This window comes from Streptomyces sp. BBFR2, assembly GCF_044497305.1.
In the GTDB taxonomy this organism is placed as follows: Bacteria; Actinomycetota; Actinomycetes; order Streptomycetales; family Streptomycetaceae; genus Streptomyces.
The window spans coordinates 7,114,961-7,138,189 of sequence record NZ_CP172415.1 but is presented as its reverse complement, the minus strand read 5'-3'; the positions used below and the strand labels follow the sequence as shown (position 1 = coordinate 7,138,189).

17 protein-coding genes are annotated in these 23,229 nt (G+C 71.8%); 9 read left to right on the top strand and 8 right to left on the bottom strand.

Features of this window, described 5'->3' with window-relative positions:
- Window positions 1-12: 12 nt before the first annotated feature.
- From ACGH2B_RS29620 to ACGH2B_RS29605, 4 genes are all read right to left on the bottom strand, one after another.
- On the bottom strand, window positions 13-1,158 hold the full coding sequence (locus ACGH2B_RS29620) for an MAB_1171c family putative transporter (protein ID WP_399082007.1): 1,146 nt from the start codon (window positions 1,156-1,158) through the stop codon (window positions 13-15).
- Window positions 1,143-1,520, bottom strand: a complete 378-nt coding sequence (locus ACGH2B_RS29615; RefSeq protein ID WP_399082010.1) for a hypothetical protein — start codon at window positions 1,518-1,520, stop codon at window positions 1,143-1,145. Before ACGH2B_RS29615 ends, ACGH2B_RS29620 begins: the two co-directional genes overlap by 16 nt.
- A gap of 1,054 nt (window positions 1,521-2,574) precedes the next feature.
- Window positions 2,575-3,561, bottom strand: a complete 987-nt coding sequence (locus ACGH2B_RS29610; RefSeq protein WP_399082013.1) for a DNA polymerase thumb domain-containing protein — start codon at window positions 3,559-3,561, stop codon at window positions 2,575-2,577.
- A gap of 6 nt (window positions 3,562-3,567) precedes the next feature.
- A complete protein-coding gene (locus ACGH2B_RS29605; RefSeq protein ID WP_399082016.1) occupies window positions 3,568-7,017 on the bottom strand; it encodes a DNA polymerase III subunit alpha in 3,450 nt (1,149 codons plus the stop codon).
- Between the two features lie 623 nt (window positions 7,018-7,640).
- On the opposite strand from ACGH2B_RS29605, the gene ACGH2B_RS29600 reads away from it, so the two are divergent.
- On the top strand, window positions 7,641-8,669 hold the full coding sequence (locus ACGH2B_RS29600; RefSeq protein WP_399082019.1) for a chitinase: 1,029 nt from the start codon (window positions 7,641-7,643) through the stop codon (window positions 8,667-8,669).
- 278 nt (window positions 8,670-8,947) lie between these two features.
- Window positions 8,948-9,610 (top strand): DUF4232 domain-containing protein, encoded by a 663-nt coding sequence (locus ACGH2B_RS29595; RefSeq protein WP_399082022.1) that lies wholly within the window; start codon window positions 8,948-8,950, stop codon window positions 9,608-9,610.
- A gap of 277 nt (window positions 9,611-9,887) precedes the next feature.
- Here the strand turns inward: ACGH2B_RS29595 and ACGH2B_RS29590 are convergent, their stop codons facing one another.
- The 4 genes from ACGH2B_RS29590 to ACGH2B_RS29575 form a co-directional block, all read right to left on the bottom strand.
- A complete protein-coding gene (locus tag ACGH2B_RS29590) occupies window positions 9,888-10,292 on the bottom strand; it encodes a PIN domain-containing protein (protein WP_399082025.1) in 405 nt (134 codons plus the stop codon).
- Window positions 10,289-10,567, bottom strand: a complete 279-nt coding sequence (locus tag ACGH2B_RS29585; protein ID WP_399082028.1) for a hypothetical protein — start codon at window positions 10,565-10,567, stop codon at window positions 10,289-10,291. Before ACGH2B_RS29585 ends, ACGH2B_RS29590 begins: the two co-directional genes overlap by 4 nt.
- Before the next feature lie 1,465 nt (window positions 10,568-12,032).
- A complete protein-coding gene (locus ACGH2B_RS29580; protein ID WP_399082031.1) occupies window positions 12,033-12,602 on the bottom strand; it encodes a nitroreductase in 570 nt (189 codons plus the stop codon).
- Between the two features lie 611 nt (window positions 12,603-13,213).
- Window positions 13,214-14,542: an aminotransferase class V-fold PLP-dependent enzyme gene (locus tag ACGH2B_RS29575; protein ID WP_399082034.1), complete on the bottom strand. Its 1,329-nt coding sequence runs from the start codon at window positions 14,540-14,542 to the stop codon at window positions 13,214-13,216.
- A 454-nt stretch (window positions 14,543-14,996) separates the two neighbouring features.
- On the opposite strand from ACGH2B_RS29575, the gene ACGH2B_RS29570 reads away from it, so the two are divergent.
- The 7 genes from ACGH2B_RS29570 to ACGH2B_RS29540 all read left to right on the top strand — a co-directional run bounded on the left by ACGH2B_RS29570 (window position 14,997) and on the right by ACGH2B_RS29540 (window position 23,213).
- Window positions 14,997-15,971: a ParB/RepB/Spo0J family partition protein gene (locus tag ACGH2B_RS29570; RefSeq protein ID WP_399082037.1), complete on the top strand. Its 975-nt coding sequence runs from the start codon at window positions 14,997-14,999 to the stop codon at window positions 15,969-15,971.
- Window positions 15,972-16,360: 389 nt separating this feature from the next.
- On the top strand, window positions 16,361-17,368 hold the full coding sequence (locus ACGH2B_RS29565) for an NAD(P)/FAD-dependent oxidoreductase (protein ID WP_399082040.1): 1,008 nt from the start codon (window positions 16,361-16,363) through the stop codon (window positions 17,366-17,368).
- The gene (locus ACGH2B_RS29560) at window positions 17,365-17,664 is read left to right on the top strand and encodes a 2Fe-2S iron-sulfur cluster-binding protein (protein WP_399082043.1); all 300 of its coding nucleotides are present in this window, start codon (window positions 17,365-17,367) and stop codon (window positions 17,662-17,664) included. Before ACGH2B_RS29565 ends, ACGH2B_RS29560 begins: the two co-directional genes overlap by 4 nt.
- 43 nt (window positions 17,665-17,707) lie before the next feature.
- Window positions 17,708-18,460: a hypothetical protein gene (locus ACGH2B_RS29555; RefSeq protein WP_399082046.1), complete on the top strand. Its 753-nt coding sequence runs from the start codon at window positions 17,708-17,710 to the stop codon at window positions 18,458-18,460.
- Between the two features lie 66 nt (window positions 18,461-18,526).
- The gene (locus ACGH2B_RS29550; RefSeq protein ID WP_399082049.1) at window positions 18,527-20,401 is read left to right on the top strand and encodes an ATP-grasp domain-containing protein; all 1,875 of its coding nucleotides are present in this window, start codon (window positions 18,527-18,529) and stop codon (window positions 20,399-20,401) included.
- Entirely contained in the window at window positions 20,398-22,005 is a 1,608-nt protein-coding gene (locus tag ACGH2B_RS29545; protein ID WP_399082052.1) for an acetyl-CoA carboxylase biotin carboxylase subunit family protein, read from the top strand. Before ACGH2B_RS29550 ends, ACGH2B_RS29545 begins: the two co-directional genes overlap by 4 nt.
- On the top strand, window positions 22,002-23,213 hold the full coding sequence (locus ACGH2B_RS29540) for an acetyl-CoA carboxylase biotin carboxylase subunit family protein (protein WP_399096582.1): 1,212 nt from the start codon (window positions 22,002-22,004) through the stop codon (window positions 23,211-23,213). Before ACGH2B_RS29545 ends, ACGH2B_RS29540 begins: the two co-directional genes overlap by 4 nt.
- The last annotated feature ends 16 nt before the right edge of the window (window positions 23,214-23,229 follow it).

Genomic DNA, 23,229 nt, shown 5'->3' with positions numbered 1-23,229 from the left:
ACGGGTTCCCCTCTAGTGGAGGTCTTCGGCAAGCGAGGCGCGGTAGCTGCGGACCGTCGGTGACCGGTAGGCGGCGGCGATCCCGAGCAGGTAGCTGATTTCTTCGGTGAGGTCGTGTGCGCCGCCGCCGGTGAGGTTCAGCGTCTGGGCGCCGGGGGGCCGGCCGGTGTGGCGGTGGTGCAGGGCCGCGGTGAGCCAGCAGGCGGTGAGGTGCGCGTCGGCCGCGGGGGCGGGGACGGCGTGGCCGGTGACGTGGCGGCGCGCCTGCTCGACGGTGTCCTGCGTGACGTAGCCGCGCAGCACGGTCATGGCGTCCCTGATCTCGATCACCCGCCGGTAGAGGCGGAGCTGGATCGGGAGCGCCGCGGTGCGCAGGCGGCTTCCCGGGGTGAGGACCACGTCGGGGGTGGCGGCGACCAGGTCGCGCCAGAGCGGGGCCAGTCCGCGGTGCGAGGTGTGGTGGCGGAGCAGGGTCCGTATCCGTATGAGGGACGGCAGTGCCACGCCGGCTGCGATGAACAGCGCCTCGGCGCCGGTGACGGGTGAGAACAGCGGGGCGAGGGCGGGTGAGCGGGTGCCGAGGTAGAGGAGCTTGAGCACCCACAGCAGGGAGGCCAGGAGGATGCCGGTGCCGAACAGCCGCAACGCGTAGCGCAGGGCGCGGGGGGTGCCGGCGCGGTGGCTGTGGCGCCAGCACACCAGTCCGCATGTGGTGTCCGCGGTCAGGTGGAAGGCGAAGAAGAGCCACCAGTAGGTGTCGGGGACGCTCGGGATGTCCGGTGAGGGGGCGATCTGGTTGCGGGCGTGCGGGAGCGCCGTGACGTCCAGCAGCACCAGCACGGTCATGACCGCGACGGCGCAGCCGAACACCGCGGCCGTGCGCCGCCGGCGCTGCGCGGCCTGGAGGATGTACCACAGGACGGCGGCGGCGTCGACGATGCTGAACAGGTGGGTGGTCAGGTCGATCCAGTGGGCGTCGGGGGCCACCTGGGCCAACACCGCGGTCACGGGTTCGAGGTGCATCGACATGGCCAGCGCGATCATGACGATGGCGCACCACAGCGGGCGCTGTTCCCGGCGGCGGATGCCTTGCGGGGCGCGGAGGAGGGCCACCGCCCACAGGGCGAGGATTCCGGCGTTCTCTACTTCGGTGAGCACGGTGTCCCCCGGTGGCGGATTCCGCGTAGCCCCATTCCGGATTCCAGTCCGCCCAGTATTCCGGAGAGCAGGGTCGGGGCAGGCAGGCGAGCGGCGCCCTCCAGGATCAGGCTGGCGATCATCTCCGCTTCCTGCTCCTGCATGTCCGAATAGCGTGCGCGGGGCAGGGCTTGCCGGATGGAGGCCGGATCCGCGAGGTCGATGCGCCGGTACAGGTGCTGTTCCTCGCCCGGGGAGCGGTGGTCGCTCACCAGGTGTCCGATCTCGTGGAGGATGATGTGTTCCTGGTGCAGGGGGCTGGTCCGGGCGTCGTAGAGGACGTAGTCCTCGTGGTCGGTCGCCAGCCAGAGTCCGGACGGCATGTCCGGGACGGTCGGGGTGGGTAACGGCCGCAGGTGAAGGGGGCGTTCCCGTCGGGCGGCGAGCCGGGCGCACAGTTCGGCGGCGGAAAAGGGTACGGGCAGCGGCAGTCCGTCCATGACGCCCTGGCATCGGCGGCGCAGTCGCCTCCAGCGCGTCGTGGTGGGCTGTCCGCCGGTTGTCGGGCCGGCAGGGCACAGGACCTGGTAGCGGTGCCCTTTCATGGTGTCGCCGGGAGTTCCGGCCCTCCGGCGGCTCCCGGTATGCGGCAGGCATGGTTCCGGGAAGGCGTTGCCAGGGCCGGGGAGGTGTTCCGGCAGAGGCGGGACTTGTGTGCGGGCCGTCTCGGGGACACCGCGGTCTCCTTTCCGTGGGCCTGGTGGCTACGGCGGTGATCGTAGGTCGCTCCGCGTCACCGGGCGGGGGTGCTTCGCGGGACTGGCCGGTTATGGGCGTGAGCTTCCCTCACCGTCATGGTGCTCAGGTCAGGTGTCCTCAGGACGGTGAGCGTCACGGCTTGGCGCCGTCGGACGGCCGGTGGCGTCGCCGTCGTATCAACTCGCGGTGGGAGGAGCGCAGTCGCACCGCGCGGGAACGCTTCCGCCGTGCTTCCGGCCCGTGGCCTGGTGACGCCCGAACCGTCGCCCTGCCGGGCTGGTCGCCCGCTCTCCCCGCCAACGTCCCGTGCCCCTGGTGCCCTCGGCGTGATCGCCGGCAAGCTCGGCCTCGCCCGGCTCTCCCCACCGCGCACGACCGCTCCGTACCTGCGCCTCACCCGGACACGTCCTGGCCGGCCATCGGACAGGTGTCTCTCGGCTGCCTCTCGGCGTGCCGCCCGATCGCGCGAGCCGCGATCACTCGCGCGTACCGGCAGGGCCCGGCGGCTGCCCGGGCGGCCGGCCGAACGCCCTCACACCAGGGAGACGTGCTCCGCCTCCCTCCGCCCTCATGTCCCCATCAGGGCCACGAAGCGCCAGGTCAGAGGCGTGTCTCCCGGGATCCCGTGCTTCGCCGCAGTTGCGGTCACGTGGCCGGCCGGTGGGAGCCGGGGGGTTGTCAGGGTATTCCGGCGGTGCTGGCGGGGCGTACGGCGGTGGGGCCGTAGCGGGTGCGGGCTCGGTCGGTGGCGGTTTCGATGCGGCGGGCTTTGTCGTCGGTGGGGTCGAGGGTCAGTTGCCGGGGGGTGGCGTCGGTGTCGTGGAGGTTGTCGGCTCGCAGGGCGAGGTGGCGTACGCGGGCGCGTTGGAGGGCGAGGCCGCGGTGGATGGCGTGGGCGGCGGTGCGCAGGTGGGGGGTGTGGGCGGTGGGTTCGGGGAGGGTGCGGGTGCGGGTGGTGGTGGAGTGGTCGGCGTAGTGGAGGGTCAGGGTCAGGGAGCGGCAGGTTCGGTGTTCGTCGCGGAGTTGGGTGCCGAGGTGTTCGGCGAGGTGGGTCAGGGCGTCGCGTTGCCGGTCGGGGTCGAGTTCGTCGCGGGTGAAGTGGTGTTCGGCGCTGACGGTGGGGGGTGGGGCGCCGGGTGTGAGGGGGGTGGGGTCGATGCCGGCTGCGCGTTGGTGGAGTTGTCGTGCGGGTGCCGTGCCGAGGATGCGCTGGAGGGTGAGCAGGGGGGTGGCGGCGATCTTGCCGGCGGTGGTGAGGCCGTAGGAGGCGAGGGTGCGTGCGGTGGCCGGGCCGACTCCTGGTAGGGCGGTGGCGGGGAGGGTGGTGAGGAATGCGGTGATGGCGTGGGGGTTGTCGGGGAGGGTGCGGGTGGTGCCGGGGGTCGCGCGGTGGGCGGTGAGGTGGGCCAGTAGGGGGTTGGGGGCGATGCCGATCGTTGTGCCGGTGTCGAGGGTGGCGGTGCGGGTGCGGATGAGGGCCGCGATGCCGGTGGGGTCGCGGTCGAAGTAGCGCAGGCTGCCGGAGATGTCGGCGAGTGCCGCGTCGGGTGGCAGGGCCTGGACGAGGGGGGTGAAGTCGCCGAGGAGGGCGATGAGTTGCCGGTATGTGGCGTCGGGTGGGGTGTTGGTGGTGCGGGGGTCGCTGAAGTGGAGGTAGAGGATCATCGTCGGTCACCCCGCGCTGCCGGGGCTGGCGTGGTGGAAGGTCTTCGCGGTGAGGGCGGTGAGGGCGGCTGGGGTGCCGGGGGGTTTCAGGTCGGCCCAGGGGTGGAGGGGGGTGCCGGTGGGTTGGGTGAGGGTGCGGTGGGGGGTGGTTTGGCGGGGGGTGGGTGTGGTGCGGGTGAGGCGGTCGGTGACGGCGGTGGGGCCGCTGTGGTGGTGGAGGTCGATGAGTTCGGCCAGGTTCCAGGCTTCGGTGCCGGTGATGCTGAGGGCGTGCGGGGGGCGGCGGGTGAGGGTGCCGCGTACGAGGAGGAGGTTGCTGTGGAAGAGGGTGTGGGCGCAGCGGGGGTGGCTGTTTTCGAAGAAGGCGAGGTCGGTGAGGCCGGTGGGGTCGTCGAGGGTGGTGAAGATGATGCGTTTGCCGGTGCGGTTGGGTGGGGTTTGGGTGGCGACTTTGACGCCGGCGATGAGGACGGTGGTGCCGTGGCGCAGGTGGGGGAGGTCGGCGGCGGGGGTGGCGCCGATGTGGGCGAGGAGGGGTCGGTGTTCGTCGAGGATGTGGCGGGAGATGTCCATGCCGAGGATGTCCAGTTCGGCGGCGAGTTGTTCGGAGCTGTTCATGGCTGCCAGGCCGGTGGGTGGGGCTGGTGTGTGGTCCGGGGTGGGGTGGGGGTCGTGGTTGTCGAGGGGGAGTTGGCCTGCGGTGGTGTGGTGGGCGTGGCTGGAGCGGTGGAGTTCGGTGATCTTCAGCAGGAGTTCGCGGCGTGGGCCGAAGGTGTCCATGGCTCCGACGTGGGCGAGGCGTTCGGCGAGGGGGCGGCTGGGTTGGGCGCGTTGCCAGAAGTCCTCCACGGTGGTGTAGGGCTGTCCGGAGGTGATGCGGTCGCTTTCCGTTTCGGTGATGCCGCGGATTTGCGAGAGGCCGATGCGCACCCCCCATTTTCCGGACACCAGTTCGAGTGTGTGTGCGGCGCGGGATGCGTTGATGTCGGGGAGGAGGAGGGGTATTCCGTGGCGGCGGGCGTCGGCGGCGAGGACGCGTTTGTGGTACATGCCGGGGTCGTGGGTGAGGAGTCCGGCGAGGAGGGCTGCCATGCGGTGGGCTTTGAGCCAGCTTGTTTGGTAGGCGGGGTGGGCGAAGGCGGCGGCGTGGGCTTTGGCGAAGCCGAAGCTGCCGAAGCCTTCGAGGGTGTTCCAGATGTCGCGGACGGTGTGGAGGGGGTAGCCGCGCCGGCGGGCGTGGTCGGCGAACCAGGCGCGGACGCGGCCTTGGCGTTCGGGGACGGACAGGGCGCGGCGGGCTTCGTCGGCGGTGCCCCGGTCGCAGCCGGTCATGGTGGCGATGATGGCGATGACTTGTTCGTGGTAGACGACGTGTCCTTCGGTTTCCTTCAGGACGGGTTCGAGGTCGGGGTGGGGGTAGTGGGCGGGTTTGCGGTGGTCGCGGGCTTCGATGAGGGGGGTGACCATGTTGGCGGCGACGGGTCCGGGGCGGAAGAGGCTGATGTCGAGGGTGAGGTCGGCGAAGGTGCGGGGGCGGAGGTTTTGGACGAGTTCGCGTTGGCCGGGGCTTTCGAGTTGGAAGGTGCCGAGGGTGTCGCCTGAGGTGATCAGGTGGTAGGTGGCGGGGTCGTCCGGGGGGACGTGTGCGGGGTTGTCGAGGTCGAGGTGTTCGCCGGTGACCCGTTCGATCTCGGCCACTGCGTGGGCGAGGGCCGACTGCATGCGGACGCCGATGATGTCGATCTTCGGGTGGCCGGTGTCCTCGATGTCCTCCTTGTCGAACTGGGACATGGCGATGTTCTCCACCGTGGTCGGCGCCACCGGGGTGCGCTGCAGTAGTCCGGCGTCGGAGACGAGCAGGCCGCAGGGGTGCATGGCCGCTTCGTGCGGGAGGCCGTCGAGTGCTTCGACCTGTTCCCACAGGCGGCCGTGGTCCTCGGTGGCGACGGTGCGGAGTTCCGGGAGTTCGGCCAGGGCGGTTCGTACGTCTTTGGCGCGGATGTGGGGGAACGCTTTGGCCAGGCGGGCGGCCTGGGCGGGGGGCATGCCGCGGGCGCGGGCGACGTCTTCGATCGCGCCGCGGGCGCGGTAGGTCTTGTAGACGGCGAGGGTGGCGACGCGGTCGGCGCCGAAGCGGGTGCGTACCGCTTGGTAGATCTCCAGGCGGCGGGCCGATTCGACGTCGAGGTCGATGTCGGGGAGGGCGGCGCGGCGGGGGGAGAGGAAGCGTTCCATCAGCAGGCCGTGGGTGACGGGGTCGATGGGGCTGATGCCCAGGAGGTGGGTGACGAGGGAGCCGACGCCCGAGCCGCGGGCGGCGACGCGGATGCCGAGGTGGCGGGCTTGCCGGGCGACTTCGGCGACGGTCAGGAAGTATCCGGCGAAGCCGTGGCCGGTGATGATGTCGAGTTCGTTCTCCAGGCGGTCCCATCGGTGTGTTTCGCGGTGGTAGCCGTGGTGGAGCATGGCGGCGGCGCAGCGGTCGGCGAGGGTGCGGCCGGCGGTTTCGGTGGTGGTGCCGAGCCGGTCGGGTTCGGGGAGGTTGAGCCGTCCCAGGCCGAAGGCTTCGCCGGGGTCGGTGGTGCAGGCGGCGGCGGTTTCCTCGGTGGCGGTCAGGAGGCGTCGTGCGTCGGTGTGGCGGCCGCCGGCCGCTTCGGTGATGCGGGTGGCGATGCGTTCCATCTGTCCGGCGTCCTTCAGCCAGCGTTCTCCGCTGTCCAGGCGGGAGGCGTCGCGGGTGTCGAGGGGGACGAGGTGGCGGGCGGAGTCGAGGATGTCGGCGATTTCGCCCTGGCCGGGGTCGGCGTAGCGTACGGCGTTGCTCAGGACGGCGGTGAGGTGGTGTTCGGCGGCGAAGCCCGCGGTGCGGGCGGCGAGGCGGAGGGAGCCGGGTCCTGTGCCGGTGCGTCCGTGCCAGGACATTTCGAGGCGTAGTGCGGTGCCGAAGCGTTCGCGCCAGGGGGCGAGCAGGGTGGCGGCCCGGTCGGGGCGGCCTGCGGCGAGGGCTTGTCCCACCTCGGAGTCGGGTCCGAGGAGGACGAAGATCCGGTCGTCGGGGGCGGTCAGGTCGTCCCAGGTGAGGCCGTCGTCCGAGGCCGCTGCCGTGGTGACGAGGCGGCACAGTTCGGCCCAGCCGGGTGCGCTGCGGGCGAGGAAGAGCGCGCGGGCGGGGGCCTGGGGGACGAAGGTGCCGCCTTTGGCGGGGGTGCGGCGGCGTGCGGCGGGGCGGGGCGCGGGGGTGGCGGTGGGGACGGCGAGGTCGGTGCCGAAGAGGGGGCGGATGCCGGCCTGTGCGCAGGCTTTGGCGAAGCGTACGGCGCCGGCGAGGGAGTCGCGGTCGGTGAGTGCGAGGGCGTCGAGTCCTCGTTCGGCGGCGCGTTCGGCGAGTGTGTGGGGGTGGCTGGCGCCGTAGCGCAGTGAGTAGCCGCTCGCCACGCGGAGATGCGTGAACGACATGCGCGCCTCCTGTTTCTTCGCGTTCCCCCTTTTTTTTGTGGCGTCTGTGCCTCTTGTGCTGTGGAGCCAGCCTAACCCAACATTCGCACGATTGTTCGAGCGGCGGTTCGGGTGGCGAGCGCGGGCCGGGGGGGGCGCCGAGGGCGGGGGTGCCGGTTCGCGGTATGTGGCGGGTGCGGTATGCGGCGGGTGCGTCGCACTGCGCGGTGGGCAGGTCCGGGCGGGCGGGGCGGCGGACAGCCGGCGGGCGGCGGGGGGTCGGCGGACGACCGGTGGCCGGCGGGCGGCGGGGGGTCGGCGGGCGGTGGTCGGTGGCGAGGGGTGCGGCTGGAGGGTGTGCCGGGGCGTCGCGCACGGGCGCGTCGGGCGGACGGGGGCCGCCGGTGCCGGGGCGGGCGGCGGGCGCGGGGCCCGGCCGGCCCGGAGGAGGGGTGCGGCGGGTCCGGGGAGGGTGGCCGATCCCGGCCGGGAGGCCGGTTCGTGCTTCAGGAATGTCTCAAGTGGGGTCAAAGAATGGGTAGTTGGGGTTGCGGGCTCTTGACGGGGGCTTTGGTCTAGTCCATTTTTTCGTGGATGAACGGTCATGCTCCTCCCTCTTCCGTCCCGGAAGGACCGGACACCTGATGAGGAAGTCGATCCGTACAGCCCTGGTCACGGCGGCGGCGGTGGCCCTGTCCGCCGCCGGAGCCGGTGTCGCCGGCGCCGGCAGCGCGCACCGCCCCGCCCGCTCCGGCGCGGCGGGGCAGTTCGCCCCGTACGTGGACATGAGCAACTCCGCCGCGAACCTGCTCCACACCGCCATCACCGGCCATGGCGTGAAGACCTACACCGCCGCCTTCACCATCGGCGCCGGCTGCGACAACATCTGGGGCGACACGCTCCCCGTCGGCAACGACCCGTACACCGATCCGGAGATCGCCAAGGCGAAGGCCGAGGGCGCCGACGTGATCATCTCCTCCGGCGGGGCCGCCGGGGAGCCGCTGGCCTTCACCTGCACCGATCAGAGCAAGATCGACGCGGGGTACCAGAAGGAGATCACCGCCTACGGCACCACCTCCCTGGACTTCGACATCGAGGGCGCGGCCGTCGCCGACACCGCGGGCGTGGCCCGGCAGATGACCTCGATCAAGAACCTCAAGGCGGCCAACCCCGGGCTGACCGCCTCGGTGACCCTGCCGGTGCTGCCCACCGGGCTGACCGCCGACGGCGTCAACGTCCTGAAGGCCGCCAAGGCCGCCGGCGTGAAGCTGGACAACGTCAACATCATGACGATGGACTACGGCCAGGGCACCGGCACCGACATGGGCGCGGCGGCGATCAGCGCGGGCAAGGCCACCCTGGCGCAGATGCGGTCCGTCGACCCCGGCTACACCTACGCCGACCTCGGCCTCACCCCGATGATCGGCGTGAACGACGACGGCTCCACCTTCACCCTGGCCGACGCCGCCTCGGTGGCGAGCTGGGCGAAGAGCAACGGCGTCGGCCGGATGTCCTACTGGTCCGTCAGCCGCGACCAGGCGTGCGACTCGGCCGCGAAGACGGCGGCCCGGCACGGCGGGGACGCCGCACGGGCCGGGACGGTGGCGGCCTCGCCGGTGTGCAGCGGCGTCGCGCAGTCGCCGTTCGCCTTCACCGACACCCTCCGCGGCTGACGCCCCTCCCCCTCCCCCGGCCCCGGACCGGCCCCGGATCGGCCCCGGCCCCGGCCCCGGCCCCGGATCGGCCCGCCTCGGCTCGCCTTGGCTCGGTCCGGTCACCGGGGCGGCCTGGCACCCGGGTCGGTCCGGTCCGGTCCTCGGTCCACCGCGTACGCATGGTGCCGGTGGAATGTGAGTGAAGCGTTTCCAGGACGTCAGCGGGGCCGGGGAGGGTGGTGTGCACGCCGCGGGAACGACCTGGAGAAGTCCCGCACGAGCCGCAGGGACCGATCATGCGTACTTCCCGTATCCGTGCCACCGTTCTGGCCGCCGCCACCGCCACGCTGGCGTTGAGCCTGACCGCCTGCGGCGGCGCCGACGACGCCGCGAAGAGCGACGACGCCTCCGGCCAGAGCCGGTCCGCCACCGCCGGGCAGGACGCCAAGGGCGGCTCCGCGCAGGCGAACAGCGCCACGGACACCAAGGGACAGACGGAGTCGGCCTCCGCGACGGGCGGCACCGCGGGCGCCGAGGCGGGTGCCGACCTGTGCGTCGGTGACGAGCTGCTGGTGACCGCCGAGCACGAACTCGCCGACCAGCAGGGCGACCATCTGCTGCTCACCGCCGTCAACAAGGGCGACAAGCCCTGCGTGATCACCTCCTACCCCACCGTCAAGATCAACGGTGAGGGCGCCGCCCTGCCGCTCTCCAAGAAGGCCGACGGCGGCGACCAGCCGATCACCCTCCAGCCCGAGGACAAGGTCTACAGCGCCGTCAACATCTTCGACTACGGCAAGGACAACCACACCGGCACCGGCCTCTCCGTCGCCCTGCGCGACAACGACGGCAACGACAAGCCCGCCTACTCCGTCGACGTCAAGGGCGACAAGCCCCAGTTCACGTACAACGAGGCCGACGTCCTGAACTGGAACACCGAGAAGCCCTACGACTTCTGAGACCACTCGGACCACTCAGACCTCTGAGACCTGGTCACCGGCGGCCGGCTTCCGCCGGTGACCACGGCCGTGCCCAGGCACGGGAAGCGGTGCGGGCGGGAACCCGAGGGGGGTTCCCGCCCGCACCGCCATGCCCGGCGTCAGGTGCGAGTCGTGCGCCGCGGGCGTTCACGCACCGCCGCGTTCGTACCCCCCTCCCCCGGGACGCCTTCCGGGCCGGGCCGGCGCTTCGAGGCAGGTGATCGGGCGGCGGCGGCCTGGTGGCGGGCCCGGTGCGTCACCGGGTGGCGGGGCCGGGGATGACTTCGAGCGGCGGCTGGGCGTCGCGGGGGTGCGGGGGCTGGACGGTGGAGAGAAGGACCGGTCTCTCCAGGCGCCAGGCCAGGGACGCGTTGAGGGTGCCGGGGTCGGCGAGGAGGTCACCGTCGACGGTGGCGATCTGGAGGGCGCCGGTGCGGGCGAGCGCTCCGAGGCGGGTGACCGCCGCGGCGGCCACGGCCTTCCCCGCACGGGTGGTGAGCAGGTGATCGAGCTCGGCCAGGACCAGGGGCGAGACGACGAGGATACGGGCGCGGGTCAGGGCCTTCACGGCGCGTTCGTGGTCGTCGTCCTTGCGGTTGAAGGCGGCGAGCAGGACGGAGGTGTCGGCGACGGCGAGCACCGGCGGGGGCGCGGCGGTCACCGGGCGAAGTCCTCGCGGAGGTACTCGCCGGTGCGGGCGGACAGGTCGGCGGGGCCGTCGAAGAGGCCCCACCGCGCGGGAGGCACCTGGTCGCCGACGGGCGTGGTGGGCACGGGCAGAGTGCCTGCGGCCCATTCGGCGGCGAGGGCTTCGGGGGTGCGGCCCAGGACGGCGGCGAGGTCGCGGAGCAGGGCGGCGCGGCTGCTGGTGACGGCGGCGCCGGCGATGATCTCCCGGTCGCCGGACGGCGTTTCGTCGGCAGTCTGATCGCTCACGGTGCTCTCCTCGGGTCGTTGTCTTCGATGTCCGCGCCACGGTCCGGTCTTCGCCGTGTGCACCACGGCCGGCGCCCCCGCGCCCGCGCCACGGACCGATGTCCTCGGCGCCCGTGCCACGGGCCGGTGACCGCGGTGCCCACCCGCGCCACGGGCCGGTGACCTCGGAGTCCGTGCCACGGGCCTGGGTCTTCGGTGTCCGGGTCCGGACCGGTCTTCGGTGTCCGTGCCGCGGGCGGGCCGGGCGGCTTCCCGGCCCGGGCCTTCGTACGGTGACGTCCGCGGCGGTGGCGAGCGCGGCGGCAGGCGGTCACGTCACCCGGTGCCACAGCGTTTCCGGCAGCGCACTGTCCGTACGGTACCGGCAGCGGCGCCGCGAAGGGGCCGTCCTGGGCCACTCCCGCCCGGGAGCGAGAACGCCCCGGCGGTCACCGATCACCTGTGACGGCGGTGACCTGCGCGTTTTCGAAACCGTGAGGCCAGGCGGGGCCGGGCGAGGGGCCGGATGCGGGCAGGACGTGGCCGGAGACGGAGGTTCATACCGGTCACGGCCTCGCGGCGCCGGGCGGCGGTACCACCGGCCGGTCCGGATCGCGCGCGGCACAGCACGGTGTCCCGCCGCCTCCGGCACGGCACGGCAGGGCGGCGGTGAGCCGCGGGACACACAACGGGCAACGGCGGGCGGCGGGCGGCGGGCGGCGGGCGGCGGGCGGCGGGCGGCGGGCGGCGGGCGGCGGGCGGCGGGCGGCGGGCGGCGGGCGGCGGGCGGCGGGCGGCGGGCGGCGGGCGGCGGGCGGCGGGCGGCGGGCGGCGGGCGGCGGGCGGCGGGCGGCGGGCGGCCGAGTCTCGTCGCGTATGCCGGGGCAGGTGAAGGCGAGTTGGGGTGAGTTGGGGCCGAGCGGCCTGCGGTCCGCTCAGGGCGTGAGCCCGCGTCCGAGGTGCTTCGCGGCGCCGGTGCCGGGCGGCAGCCGAGCGGCGCGGGGCCGGCATGGTGCCCGGTGCCGGGAGACGGGAGACGGTGGGCGGGAGACGGGAGCCGGTGGGCGGGTGCCGGTGGGCAGCCGTCGCGCTGTCGGCGGAGCGGACGTCGAACGGCCTGTGACCTGCTGCTGTGCGGGAGCGGTTACGCCGCAGCCGAGGTGCTCTGCCCCGCTCCCCCGGCCCCGGCCCGGCCGCCCCCCGAGTCCCCTCCCCGCAGCCACTCCCGGTACCGGGGCCGGTGCCGGTTCCGGACGCCCGCCGCCGGCGGAGAGGGCGGCCGGGGACGCTGAGCGCAGCCCCGTGACCTGCACGGAGCACGTGGGCACATGTGCACATGGCGTATGTAGGGCACAGAGGAGACGCGGGGCATGGACCGGCCACTGCGGGCGGCGGGGGTGGGGCGGGGGGGGGCGGGGTGTCCGTCCGGTCCTGGCCGGTGCCAGGGACGGTGCCGGTGTGGGGGACGGTGCGGGTGCGAAGCGCGTCAGCGGGGGGTGAAGACGGAGATCCGGTCGGTGACGTCCTCGGTCGCCCGGCGCTTCGGCGGGAGGAGCCGCTGGGGGGTGCCGATGTAGAGCCATCCCAGCAGGCGTTCGGCTTTTCGCAGGCCCAGGGCGCTGCGGACCCGTTCGGACTCGGTGAACCTGCCGGTGCGCCAGACGCTTCCGAAGTCCCGGGCGTGCAGCAGGAGTATCAGGGAAGTGGTCATGGCGCTGGTGGCGGCGAGTTGTTCCCATTCGGGGATCGAGCCGCCGCGGCCGTTTCCGTTCGGCACCGGTGAGAACACCAAGGTGGCGAGAAGCGGTGCTCTTTGCGGCTTGGTCTCCACCTGCCCTCGCCGGGAATCGGGGCCCGCGCAGTCGTCGGCGAAACAGCGCCCCAAAGCGGCGCGTCCTTCATCCCGTACCAGAATCCATCGCCAGGGCCGGAGTCTGCCGTGATCGGGGGCCGTGGCTGCCGCGCTCAGCAGATAGGCGAATTCCTGGTCGCTGGGGGCGGGTTCGACGAGATGGTGTTCGCTGCGGCGGGTCAGTACAGCGGTGATGACATCCATGGGGTCCTCTTCTGCATCGGCGCCTCGGCTGCTTCACCGGACGCGTTCGCCACCACGCCGGCGAACGCAACGGCGGTCGCATCTCCGCGCGTTGGCGGGCCGCTCATTCCCGGGGCCGCGGCGTACCGTTTCGTGTATGCGGGAAGCGGCGGAAGAGAGGAAAGGGAGGCGGGCGCCGTTTCTCCGCACCTCTGCGGCCCTCGCAACCCGCACCCAACCCGTTCTTGGTTCCCCGCGTCCCTGAAATTCCTCATTCTCGCGGCCTTACGGCACGGCCCGTACGGTCTCCGCGCCCCTTGACCTTCCGCCCCTCCCCCTTTCCCCTTTTCCTCTTTTCCTCTTTTCCTCTTTCCTCTTCCCTTTCCCTCTTTCTCTTCTTGCTCTTGCGGGCCTCCCGCCCTTCCGTGGTGATGTGCTCGGAAGGGCGGGTCCGGCCACCCGGCCACGACGGTGACGGTCGTGGTGGCGGTTGCGGTGAAGGGGCGGTGGTGGCGGGTGGCCGGGCCGGGCTGTGTCTTTACGCGCCGACGTGTTTTCCGCCGCGTCTTGAGCTGAGCGGCCGGAAGGCGGAGTGGTCGGGAAGGCCGCGGGCGGGTGGCGGGTTCGCGGTGTCAGGCCAGTGAGCGGATGACTTCGAGGGCCCGGTGGACGTCCTTGGGGAAATTGACGATGCCGGCCGAGAAGCGGACGTGCGGGACCGCGTACGGTGTTCCGCTGGCGATGACGCGGTTGTCGCGGAGGATCTGTACGACGTCCGTGGGCTTGTAGCCGCGGACGTCGAAGCAGACGAAGCCGGCGGAGTGTTCGGGGGCGCGGGGGGTGTGGAGGGTGACGTGGTCCATGCCGGCCAGGCCCTCCTTGATCTGGCCGTTCAGGTCGAGGATGCGGTCCTGGACGCGGGTGCGGCCGATCTGCCGGTGGAAGCGGAAGGCTTCGATGGTGGCCCACTGGTGTTCGTAGGCGAAGAATCCGCCCGGGCTGATCCATGAGGCTTCGGTGGGGCCGACCGGCGGGCGGTCTTCGCGCCAGGCGTCCTGGGGTTCTTTGGTCATGATGCTGGGGATGGTGGGCTGCAGGAGTGCCCAGTTCTCCGCCTTGGCCCAGACGATGCCGGTTCCGTGGGGGCCGAGGATCCATTTGTGGGTGCCGGCGGAGAAGAAGTCGCAGCCCATTTTCGCGACGTCTTCGTCGACGATGCCGAATCCGTGGACGCCGTCGACCACGAGCAGGATGCGGTCCGCTTCGTCGCGGTTGCGGTTCAGTTCTGCGAGGGCGTCGGCGATTTTCGCGATGGGCAGGCGGACGCCGGTGCCGGAGTGGACCCAGGTGACGCCGACGACCCGGGTGTTGGGGCGTACGGCGGCGCGTATGCGGGCTACGGCTTCGTCCTCGGAGAAGTGCAGTGATGATTCGTAGAGGGAGATTTTGCGTGTGCTGGCGCCCCACCTGTTGACGGCCAGTCGTATGGATTCGTGGTGCGGGTAGAACTCGTGGGTGGTGGTCAGGATTTCCTGGTCCGGCTTCAGGCGCAGGCCGCTGTAGATGAGGGCGAGTCCCATGGTGGTGCTGCCGGTGAGGGCGATCTCGTGGGGCTTTCCGCCGACGTATTCGGCGGCGGCGGCGCACACCTTGCGCCAGATCATGTCCTCGTCGCGTTGGAACATGTTGTCGTCGAGGTAGCTGTAGGGGTTTTCGTCGAATGCCTTGCGGTATTTGGCGATGGCTTCACGTACGGGGGTGGGGTTGGAGGCGAAAAAGAAGTTCGAGAGGTGTGCGAGGTCGGGCCTGAGGAGGAATTGTGCGCGGACGGATTTCCAGTCGTGGGGGTTGAACGGCTGGGTTGCAGCCTCTTGCGCGGCGGCTTTCCCTGCGGCTCCCAGGGTCAGTGCGGAAGCCGCGGCGCCGGAGCCGAGCAGAATTTTGCGGCGCGAAAGAGACACGATTACTCCTCCAGGGGTCGGGGTGGTCGCTTATCTTCGGGTGAAGTTTTGCGACGGCGTGTCCGGTGTTTTGGGGCAAGGTTCACTGATTAGCAGGACCGGCTGCGGGGGGTCAAGAAACGTTATCCGAAACCGACCATCGGGGAGGTTTTACTAAACCGTGAAGCGGGGTCCGTAAACCACGGCCTGCCGCAACTTAATGAAATGTTGCGCCCTCATGAACGGTCCGGGCGGGGGCCGCTGGTCGATACTCCGGGCCACCGGTGAAGGGATCACAGGTCTTGACGGATCACGGCGGTGATCGTTAACTGGCCACCATCTACCCGTAATGTGAAAATATGGGGAGCGGTGGGTGCTGACATTGAGAGACTTATTAGGGACCGGAGACTTTTTAAGAACTGCGGCTCGGGATCTCGAGGCCAGGGCGGAGGGCGGGTGCCCCGGGGTCCGTCTGGTGCCGGTCGACTCCCTGGTCGCCGCCGATTCGCCCCGGCTGGGCGGGGTGAGCCGGGAACATGTCGAGATACTCGCACAGGCAAATATCGAGCCGATCCTCGTCCACCGGGACACCCGGCGGGTGGTCGACGGGATGCACCGTCTCCAGGCCGTCCGGCTCCGGGGGGAGCGGCTGATCCCGGTCCGGTATCTGGACGGGCCGGCCAGTGAGATCTTCCTGCGGTCCGTGGCGGCCAACGTCCGCCACGGTCTGCCGCTGACGCTGCAGGACCGCAAGGCCGCGGCGGTCCGCATCCTGGCCTCGCACCCGGATCTGTCGGACCGTGCGATCGCGCGCATCACCGGGCTCTCGCCCAAGACCGTCGGCGCCGTCCGCCGTACTTCGACCGAGGAAATTCCCCGGTCGAAGGTCCGGGTGGGGGCGGACGGCCGCAGCCGCCCGCTGGATGCGGCCGAGCGCCGGGAGGCGGCCCGCGCGTTCCTCGCCGAACACCCCGGCGCCAAGCTCCACGAGATCGCCGCCAGCGCGGGGGTGTCGATCAGTACCGCGTGCGACATCCGCCAGCGCCTGCTGCGCGGCGAGCGGCCCCCCGCGCCACCGCGCCCCCCGGCCGCGGACGGACCCCGGGCCGCGGACGGACCCCGGGCCGCGGACGGACCCCGGGCCGGGGACGACGACGGGCCCCGGGGCGAAGGCGGAGGCGGGGCGCCGGCCGGCCGGCAGCAGGGGCAGGGGCGGCGCATCGAGAGTCTGGCGAAGGATCCCTCGCTGCGGTTCACCGAGTCCGGGCGCGCGCTGCTGCGCTGGCTGAACGCGCGGGCACCCGATCTTGAGGCGGGGCGGCAGTTGATGTCCTCGGTGCCGCCGCACTGTGCCGTCGCGGTCGCGAACCTGGCCAACTCCTACGCCCGGGAATGGCAGCGGTTCGCCAGCGCCCTGGACCAGGCCGCCGCCGACGGGGACGGGGCGTAGAACGGCGGGGCCGGGCGGGGTCCGGCGTGCCGGGCGGGGCCGGGCTGCCGGCCGCCGGTCATGACCGGCCGGCACCGGCACACACCCTCTCTTTTTGGTCCGTACTTTTTGAGGTAAAGGGCTCTTCATTCCCTGTGCTTTCCGCGGGGAGCCGGAATTCCGGACCCTTTTGTTGACGCCGGCGCCGGGCCCTTGAATGATGAAATCGCACCCCGCGCTTCACGGTCCTTCCTCTCACGGGCCGCGCCGTGGTGTCCGCCGGATCGGTGCGAAATGCCGTACGGCGTGAGGGAAATGTGTCCGGCCGGCCGTGAGGCCGAGAGGGCCGATCCGTTTTCGACCGCCGAAGGGGCCTGGAGTTCAGGATGAATCAAGCGGGAACTCGACCAGTGGAGACGAGCACGGATGTGGCCGTCGTCGGAGCGGGTCCGGCCGGTCTGTACGCCGCCTACTGCGCGGGATTCCGCGGGCTTTCCAGCGCGATAATCGACGCGTTGCCGCAGCCGGGTGGTCAGCTCACTTCCCTGTATCCGGAGAAGAAGATCTACGACGTCGCCGGCCATGTGGCCGTACGCGGCCGGGACCTGATCGATCAGTTGCTGGCCCAGGTCGCGCCGTTCCGGCCGCGGCATCTTCCCGGGCGGACCGCCGTCTCGCTGACCCCGGACGAGGGCAGGGGCGAGGGGGCGGGCCGGGGCTGGGTGGTCGGTCTGGAGGACGGCGGGCGGGTGCGTGCCGGGGCGGTCGTGATCGCGGCCGGTCTGGGGCGTGCGGTGCCGCGCACGCTGGCCTGTCTGCAGCCCTGGGAGGGGCGCGGGGTGGCGCACCACGTGCCGCGTCTGGAGGCGCACCGGGGGCGTGATGTGGTGATCGTGGGCGGTGGTGACAGTGCGGTCGACTGGGCGCTGGCGCTGGCGCCGGTGGCGCGGTCGGTGACCGTGGTGCACCGTCGGGCGGTCTTCCGTGCCCACGAGCACAGTGTCAAGCAGATGTACGCGGGTGATATCCGGGTGCTGACCGAGGCGCAGGTGACCGGTGGTGAGGGGCGGGAGCATCTGGAAAGGGTGCGGCTGCGCCAGGGCGGGAGCGGCGGGGAATTGACGTTGCCCGCGCAGGCTGTTGTTTCGGCGCTGGGTTTTATCACTTCTTCGGGTCCGCTGGCCGGGTGGGGGCTTCGGATGGAGAGTCGCCGTGTGGTGGTGGACGGGGCGATGCGGACGAATCTGCCGGGGGTTTATGCCGTGGGCGACATCTGTACGTATGAGGGGCGGGTGCCGCTGATCTCGGTGGGTTTCGGGGAGGCGGCGACGGCGGCGAATCATCTGGCGGTCGCGTTGCGTCCGGGCTCCCGTCTGGCGCCGGAGCATTCCACCGACCGCGAAGCGTTGTTGTCATGACCCTGAAGAAATTGACGGTTCTTCCGGCCGGGACCGAGGTCTGGTTGCCCGGCGGATCCCCTCTGACCGAAGTCGAGTACGAGTGTCCGCAGCAGCTCATCCCGTTCGGCTGCCGCTCCGGGGCGTGCGGCGCGTGCGTCATCGAGGTGCTGGAAGGTTTCAGCGCCCTGGGTGAGCCCGACGACGACGAACTCGACTTTCTCGAAGACCTCGGCCGGACCGGCGGAGGCCACCGCTTGGCCTGCCGGTGCCGGCTGGGCGGCGACGCGACCGTTCGCGTCGCCGACGACACCTGAACCACTGACACCGCACATCCGGACAACCACGAGAAAGGCCATCATGCCGAACCGCGTGATCAACGCCGGCTACGGGGACCGCACCCCGTTCCTGACCGCGTCCGCCTCCGTGAAGCTGCGCGCCGAGATCGACGAGCAGCTCGACCAGCAGGTCCTGGAGTGGTACGCCAACGTGCCCGAGGCCGCGCACCTGGAGGGCAAGAACGTCGACTCCGCGTACTACAAGCGGAACCTGATCGAGACCGCCTGGCGTATCCGGCTGCTGCGGGTGGCCGAGGCCAAGGCCCTGGTGGAGGTCGCCAAGCGCAGCCCGGAGGCGGCGCAGGTGTGGGCCAACTACGAGCAGGAGGAGATGCTCCACGACGAGCTGTTCATCAGCGACCTGGAGAAGGCGGGGGTCTCGCGTGAGCAGTTCCTGGCCACCGAGCCGTACCTGTCGACGAAGCTGCTGGCCGGCTACTTCTCCTACCTCCTCGACCACGAGGGTCCCCTCGGTGTCGTGGCGTACTCCTACCTCGTGGAGTACGTGAACGTGAAGCTGGAGCCGAGGAAGCTTCAGGCGCTCAAGGGGTCGGTCGGCGAGGACAACATCGGCGGTCAGATCAACCACTCGCACACCGACATCAACGACGACCACCCCGGCGAGGTGTGGGCGGCGGTGCGTCACCTGCTGCGCGGCCAGGACGACATCGACGCGTTCAAGCGGTACCTGCGTGAGCACCAGACGGTTCTGGCGCAGTACTTCGAGGAGCTGTACCTGGACACCATCGCCAAGGCGGAGAAGCAGGCCGCCTGATTTTTCGTCCTCGGCGGGGGCGCGGCGCGGTCGCGGCGCGCCCCCGCCCACCGGTGAGGAGGCCGGATGAGCATGGAAGACGCCCCGGGAGTGCTGCTGCTCAGCCATGTCGGGTTCTCGTTCGTCGAAGACCTCGCCGGCGCGGTGCGGGCACGCGGGCTGAAGGTCTACGTGATCAGTTCGCTGCCGGAGCCGGAGCATCAGGGTGTGCGGCCGGGGGTGCTGGCGGACCTCGCCGACGAGGTCAAGGTCACCGCCGGGCATGTGCTGGGCCCGCGTGAGGTCGACGGCTTCCTCGACGAGCTTCAGGCCGCGGGTGCCCCGGTGCGGTGCTGCCTGACCGTCTGGGAGGGCTACCGGCACCTGATGGCGCTGGCCAACGCCCGGCTGGGGGTCGCGGACCTCCAGGAGAAGCAGGCCCTGCAGTTGCGCGACAAGCTGACGGTGCGCAACCGTCTGGCCGACGCGGGTCTGAGCCGGGGCCGGGCGGCGGTGCTCACCCCCGCAACGCTCGCCGCGCGCCGTCGGGCGGGCGGCCGCTACTTCGTCAAACCGGTCAGCGGGATCGCCTCGTTCGGGACGTTCCCCCTCACCGACAGCACCACCTGGGCCGATCTGCAACGCATCGCCGACCAGGCACGCTCGGACACCGTCTACGCCAGCGCCTTCACCACCGGCCCCGCCGACGAGGACGACACGGGCACAGCAGACCCAACGGCCGCACAGGCGGACGGAACAAGCGGGACAGCCACACGGACGGCCACGCGGACGGCCGGGACGGGCGGTGCGGGCGGTGCGGGCGGGACGGCCGCACGTACGGCGGCGGAAGCGGCGGGAGCGGTGGCGCAGGCGGGGGCCGCCGGGCGCGGCGCCACCGGACCCGCGGACCAAGGCGCGGGACAGGAAACGGGCCGGGACACGGGCCGGGACCCGGGCCGGGACCCGGGCCGGGGTGCAGGCCGGGCCACGGGCCAAGACGCGGGTCGGGACACGAGCTGGGACCCGCACCGGGATGCAGGCCGGGCCACGGGCCAAGACGCGGGCCGGGACCCGCACCGGGACGCGGGCCGGGACGCGGGCCGGGATGCAGGCCGGGCCACGGGCCAAGACGCGGGCCGGGACCCGCACCGGGACGCGGGCCGGGACGCGGGCGGGAGTGCGGGCCGGGACACAGGCCGGGAGGCGGGCGGGAGTGCGGGCCGGGACGCGGAGGTCCCGGTGCGGTTCCTCGTCGAGGACTACATACCCGGGCAGGAGTTCAGCTTCGAGGTGATCGTCGTCGACGGCGGGCCGCAGGTGGTGGCCGTGCACGAGAAGTGCGAGGTGACCGAAGCCGCGGGCACCGTCCTGGAGAACGCCTGCGTCAGCCCTCCCACCAGCCTGACGCAGGACCAGATCGCCGCGGGCCTGACGTGGGTCGGCACGGTACTGGAGCTGCTGGAGCTGAACTGGGGCTGCTTCCACATCGAGGCACGGCACAGCGCCTCGGGCTGGGACCTGATCGAGATCAACCCGCGCGTCGGCGGCAGCCTGATCTCCCCCAGCGTGGCGGCACTGACCGGCGGCCCCGGCCTGCTCGACCTGTGGCTGGACTCCCTGCTCGGCGCCCACCGGCCCGCCGCCCTGCGCACCACGCTGGAGAAACTGTCGTACACGGCCGGCGGCGCGGCGCCGGGCGGGCGGGCGACGTTCTTCCGTGTCTTCTTCGCCGACCCCGGCACGCTGGCCCGGGTCGAGCTGAACCCGGCGCTGCGGCCGCGGCCGCTGCTCTCGCAGATCCTGCTCAAGGCCGGTGACACGGTCGAGCCGTCCTCGCGGGAGGTGTTCCTCGGCCAGGTGCTGTGGCGGATGGACCTGGCCGGCCGCGAGGCGGTCCTGGCGGAGCTGATGCCCGCCTCCGAGCGGGCGATCGAGGTCGCCTACGAGGGAGGACAGGCATGAGCGCACCGCTGTTCCTCATCGTCGACTACAACCTGAGCCGGATCGACGAGGTCCGTCACCTGAGCGACCACGCGCGCGAGCGCCACGGTGCGCGGGTGGTGCTGATCCGGGCCGCTCCCACCGCGGCGGACCGCGCGCTGGCCGATGAGGTGATCGACCTCGACCCGCTGCGCGACGACTTCGCCGAGATGGGCCTGAAACTGCTCGGGGACCGGCGCGAGCGGATCGTGGCGGGCGTGGTCTTCTCCGACAACGCCGTACACAGCGGCGCGGAACTGCTCGACCGGCTGGGCGTCGCCGTCGACGCGCCGCAGCTCGCGCAGGGGGCGTTCTCGAAGTTCCGCTACCGGCTGGAAGAGGCACGGGTCGCACGGCTGCTGGCGGCGCAGCGGATCATGGTGCCCGCCTTCGCCGAGATCGCCTCACTCGATCAGCTCCGGGCATTCGCGCGGGAGCACCCCGGGGGTTTCGTCGTCAAACCCTCGGCCGAGGGCAACAACCGCGGCGTCGTCGTGGTGCGGCCCGGAGATGACCTGACAGCCGCGTTCGCCGAGGTCCTGCCCTACCTGGAGGGCGGGGTGATCTGTGAGGAGTTCATCCCCTACCGGCGGGAGTACTCCTACGACGGAGTGGGACCGCTGGCGTTCCTGACCGAGAAGATCAGCGCGCCGGGCCGGTACCCCGTCGAGGTCGCGCAGGTACTGCCCGCCGTCGTCGACGCCCACGAACGCGCCACACTGGAGCGGGCCGGACGGTGGGCGAACGCCCTGGTCGGCCAGTGCGACGGGCCGTTCCACAACGAGATCAAACTGAGCGACGACGGACTGCGGGCCGCGGTGGTGGAACCCAACCGCCGTCCAGGCGGAATGAAAATCTGGTCACTGGCCCGGTGGGTGTACGGCATCGATCTGCACCATCACTGGATCGACACGGTCTTCGCCACCGGCACCACTGCCGCCCCCGGCACCGCCGCCACCGCTGCCGCCGCCGGAGCCCCCGGCGCCACCGCCGGTACCGCTGCCGGTGCCGCCACCACCGCCGCCGGAGCCCCCGGCACCACTGCCGGAGCCGCTGCCACCACCGGCACCACCGCCGGTACCGCTCCCGGCAGCACTGCCGCCGCCGGAACCGGAACCGGAGCCGGCACCACTGCCACCACCGCTACCGGAACCGGAACCGGCGCGGGTGCCGGAACCGGCGCGGGTGCCGGAACCGGCGCGGGTGCCGGAACCGGCGCGGGTGCGGGGCGGCTGGTGGCGGGCTGCTCGGCGGCGACGGTGCTGCTGGGCGTCGGCAGCGACCGCTCCTTCGCCCCCGCCGACGTCGCCGACGGCGCGGAGCCCTTCGCCGAGGCCGTGCGGGCCACCGCCGCCCAACTGTCCCTGGCCGACGGGGAACTGAGCGTCACAGCCTTCACCTGGCTGTCGACCGAACGCCGCACCCTGCACGCCGTCGCCCGGGACAACGCGGACTTCGCGGCCCAGGGCTGCGTCGTCCTGCGCGGGAACCGCGCCGACATCCGCACCGTCGTCCACACCCTGCGCACGGCCTGGCCGGCCGCGCTCGACCGCGCCCTCACCCCTGCCGTCAGGAAGGCCTCATGAAGATCCTCATCCTGCACCGCGTGCCCTACTTCAAGATCGAATACGCGCGGGGGATCCCCCACGACCGCCACGAGGTCACCTACTTCGGCACCGACCAGGCCCTGGCCACCCTGCCGGACGGCCTGCGGTGCGAACGCGTCAGCCGGCCCGGCACCCGCTCCGCCTACGACGAAGCCCGCCAGTGGCTGACCACCCACCCCCGCACCTTCGACCGCGTCATCTCCGTATCGGAATACGAACTGCTCGACGCCGCCCGCCTGCGCGAACACCTCGGCGTGACCGGCCCGCGCGTCGAACAGGTCACCCTCACCCGCGACAAGGTCCTGATGAAACAAGCCGCCCAGGACGCCGGAATCCGGGTACCGCGCTTCTCGGCACTGCCGGACCTGCTGCACCCGCACGCGCGGGCACCGTGGCAGGGCCGCACCGTCCTCAAACCGCACCGCGGCGCCTCCAGCGAAAACGTCCTGGTCTACGACACCCCCCACCAGGCCCTCACCGCGGTCACCGAAGGCCGCACCGGCGTCGCCGCACTCGACACCGGCACCGGCCGCGCCGACTTCCAGGCCGAGGAATTCATCTCCGGCCCCATCCGGCACTTCGACGGCCTGATCCAAGACGGCACACTCCTCCTGCTGACCGCCAGCCAGTACGTGGGCACCTGCCTGCGCTACGCCCAAGGACAGCCCATGGGCTCGTACCAGATCACCTGCGACGCCCCCACCCGCACCTGGGTCACCCGGGCACTGGCCGCCGTCGGCATCAAGGACGGCAGCTTCCACCTCGAAGCCATCGTCTCCGAAGAACAGGAACTGGTCTTCCTCGAAGTCGGCAACCGCGTCGGCGGCGCCGACGTCGTCGCCACCGTCGAACTCGCCACCGGCGTACACCTGCCCTCCTACGAACTGCGCATCCTGCTCGGCGAACCCGTCGCCGACCGCCTGCCCGCACCCCCGCCGGCGCACGCCGGTACGGCTGGTTCGTCCACCCCGGCCACCACCTCGCCGGACAGGAGTTCCACGGTCTGGACGGCACAGGGGCATTTCGGGCCAGTGCCCGCGTCGTCGCCTGGAACGAGCTACAGTCCGGCGCGCGGCTACCCGATCACATCACCTACCAGGCCGGAGAAACGGTTCTCGCGGGCATCGTCGCGAGCAACACCCCCGAAGAAACCCGGGATTGGATCGTCGACCTGTTCAACTCCCTGACGGTCCGCACCCGCCC